Genomic DNA, 3,256 nt, shown 5'->3' on the forward strand with positions numbered 1-3,256 from the left:
GGCTGCAACATCTCGGACGACAAGTCGGTGAACACGGTGTTGCGCACGATGTCCCGCTTCAACGACGAAGCGCAATGGGCGCTTTTCGATCCGAACAAGCTCGCGCCCACGTATCCGGACTCGATGATCACGCGGCCGTTCCCGTTCAATGCGTTCTATGACATAGACGACGTTCCTGTTGTCGATGCCGCGACCTACAAGCTGCCGGTTGGCGGACTGGCGAAGGGCGGCAAGAACGTGTGGACCCTTGAGGAACTGCGTGCGTTACCGCAGGAGAGCCAGGTGACGCGACATATTTGCATTGAAGGCTGGAGCGCGATTGGCAAGTGGGGCGGCGTACGTTTCTCCGATTTCCTCAAGCGATCAGGCGCGGACACCACCGCGAAATACGTGGCTTTTCACTGCGCCGACAACTACTCGACCAGCATCGACATGCCGACCGCGCTGCACGCGCAGACGCTTCTTGCGCTGACCTACGACGGGCAGGTCTTGCCGCCCAAGTACGGTTTTCCGATGAAGCTGCGCATGCCGACCAAGCTTGGCTACAAGAACCCTAAACACATCGTCGCGATCACCGTGACGAACGACTATCCCGGTGGTTACTGGGAGAACCAGGGCTACAACTGGTTCGGTGGTGCCTGATATTCGCTTGGCTTTCTTGTGTTTCTTTTTGCATCCCTTAATCGGGTCAATTTTCTCAATGGAGTCGTCATGTCGCTTGCAACATTCCGTATGAAAGCCGGTGTATCGATCGTTGCACTTACCTTGGCCGGCGTTGCCCTGGCTCAAACGCCGGCGGCGAAGCCTGCGCGTATTCGCGGCGAGATCGTGTCGTTGTCCGGCGATGTGCTGACCGTGCATCGTCGTAGTGGCGACACGGTCACCATTGACTTGAAGGCCGATACGCCGGTGACCGCGGTGAAGAACATCTCGCTGGCCGACATCAAGCCGGGTTCGTTTATTGGCACGGCGGCAACGACGGGAACCGATGGCAAGATGACGGCGACTGAAGTGCTGGTGTTCCCGGAAGCCGCGCGCGGATCTGGCGAAGGCCACTACGCGTGGGATCTCGCGCCTAACAGCACGATGACGAACGCGAACGTCGATCAGGTGGTGACGGGCACGAGTGGCCGCGACCTGAAGCTGTCCTACAAGGGCGGCAGCAACACGGTGACCGTACCGGAAGGGGTGCCGGTCGTGACCTTTGCGCCGGCCACGCGCACGGACCTGGTTGCGGGCAAGAAGGTGTTCATCGTCGCAAGTCCGGTGAAAGAGACGGAGTTCGCGGCATCGCGGGTGGTTGTTGAGAAGGATGGAGTTGCGCCGCCGATGTAATGGCGTGATTGAGCTGCTTGAATGCGGCAGAGCGAGTCTCCTCGCCAAGTAACGAGAAACCCCGGCAGCCGAAAGGCTGGCGGGGTTTCTTAATTTCAGTATCGCTAATGAAAAATATACGAGTAGATAATATGGCCTTCGAGGCGAAGCGTGTGCGCGCCGCTGGTGCTTGAGGTGGGTGTTCGAGTGAGCGTTGATGGATGGGGGCGGCACTACGTTCGGGCCAAAAACTTAAAATGAGCAACGACGACACTTAAGAATTGGCGGTTTAAAACGCGTTTCTTTACTTCATTTCTTTTCGCGTTTGAAAAGAAATGAAGTTCCGCCCCGAACAGGGGCTAACAGTAATAAGCAAGAAAATCCGACCTAAGCAGAACGACCACGCGAGCAGGAGGACTCCACCCTAGCCCCACACTCGCCGCAAGCAGCACCCCCCAACCCCCGCCCCGCGGCTACGAGCGTCCCCCGGTATTTAACATCGCCACGATATCGGCGAAATCCTGCACAAGCAGGTCGAGTACGAACGGCAGCACGGTGTCATGTTGCATCGATTCGCATGCCCGGCCCGTCGCGACCTTGAGCATCTTCAACGATGCGCGCGCGTGTCGAATATTCTCGTCCCGGCGGCCGCGATGGGTTCCGAGCGCCGCGGCCAGCGCTTTCGATACCTCGACGAACGCGTCGCTTGCAGCGTCCAGCGCCTGTCGCGTCGAAGCGCTCAAGCGGCTGTTCAACGGCGAATTGGCGGCAAACGCCTGCCCAAGAAATAACGTGTCGCGATGCAAGCGCGCGAGCAGGGGCGCAACCGTATCGATCACATCGGCGGAGGTGCGCTTCAACGGCACAATGATGTGCTCACGCCCGGCTTCGGTGATGGCCTCGTCGAGCGCTTTCTCGGCACCGGCCGACTGGCGCTGCAGGCGCTCCCTGTTCGTTGCATCGCCGGACTGCTTGAGGCAGGAGCCAATCAATTCGCCCAGTGTCAGGACGATTTCACTCGCGCGCTCATGAGCCGCATTGATGGCGCGATTGGGCAGCAGGAATGCCACCATGATCGCCGCCGCCGCGCCGATAAAAATTTCCAGCACACGATCGATCGGCCGCTCAAAGGGCGACGCGCCCGTGCCGCTTCCCGGAATCAGCACCACGACCACGAGCGTCGTGCAGGCAAGGCGCATGTTCGGCTGCAACGCAGCGAGCGCCGCCAGCGGTAAAAGTCCTATCGCGAATACGAGAAGGCGCGGCGCGCCATACAAGATCGCCACGAGGCCGATCCCACCCGTGAGGGCTCCAATCACCGCGCCCACGATCTGGTCGCGCCCGGTGCTCAGCGCCTGATTCAGGCTAGGCTGCGTGACGACGATCAGCGTGGTGATCACCGCCCAGTAAAGGTCCGGCAGCCCGGCCAGACGCGCCGCGCCATAGCTGAGCGCACAGGCCGCCAGCGTACGGGCAATGCGCCGGTATTCGCCGGGGCCGAGATTCAAGTTGATGTTCTTGTGAAGGGCTTGGGAGAGCATCGGTGCCAACTATCGGAAGCGCTCGGGAAAGCCAAGCGGAGCAAGAATTATGGCTGGCGCCGTACGCGGGCGGCAAATAAGCGCGCTGGACGGCCGGATGGCCAACGCTCGGCACGCTCTTGCCGATCGCGATACCATAATCGATTGCTTCGGGCGGTTTAGTGCTTTTCGCGCGCCGCTGTGCCAAGCCGCATAGTCACCGTAACAACAGGAAACAGGAGCCACGCATGAGCAACAGCACCCTTTCGCACACGTATCCGAGCACGCAGCTTTATATCGATGGCGCCTGGCGCGCAGGCGCGCGAACTATCGGCGTCGTCAATCCCGCGAGCGAAGCAGAAATCGGCCGGCTTGCGCTGGCGGGCGAAAAGGACCTGAGCGACGCCGCCGAAGCAGCCGCG

The 3,256-nt window shown here is 60.5% G+C and carries 3 protein-coding genes; 2 read left to right on the forward strand and 1 reads right to left on the reverse strand.

Annotated elements, in window-relative coordinates:
- Window positions 1–642, forward strand: a 642-nt coding sequence (locus tag WCA53_RS11495; RefSeq protein WP_423909488.1) for a molybdopterin-dependent oxidoreductase, incomplete at its 5' end; no start/stop codon positions are given.
- A gap of 69 nt (window positions 643–711) precedes the next feature.
- Complete coding sequence (locus tag WCA53_RS11500) at window positions 712–1,335, forward strand: hypothetical protein (protein ID WP_423909491.1); 624 nt, start codon at window positions 712–714, stop codon at window positions 1,333–1,335.
- A gap of 452 nt (window positions 1,336–1,787) precedes the next feature.
- Here the strand turns inward: WCA53_RS11500 and WCA53_RS11505 are convergent, their stop codons facing one another.
- Window positions 1,788–2,855: an FUSC family protein gene (locus WCA53_RS11505; protein ID WP_423909494.1), complete on the reverse strand. Its 1,068-nt coding sequence runs from the start codon at window positions 2,853–2,855 to the stop codon at window positions 1,788–1,790.
- Between the last annotated feature and the right edge of the window lie 401 nt (window positions 2,856–3,256).

Source organism: Caballeronia sp., from assembly GCF_049581465.1.
Classification (GTDB): domain Bacteria; phylum Pseudomonadota; class Gammaproteobacteria; order Burkholderiales; family Burkholderiaceae; genus Caballeronia.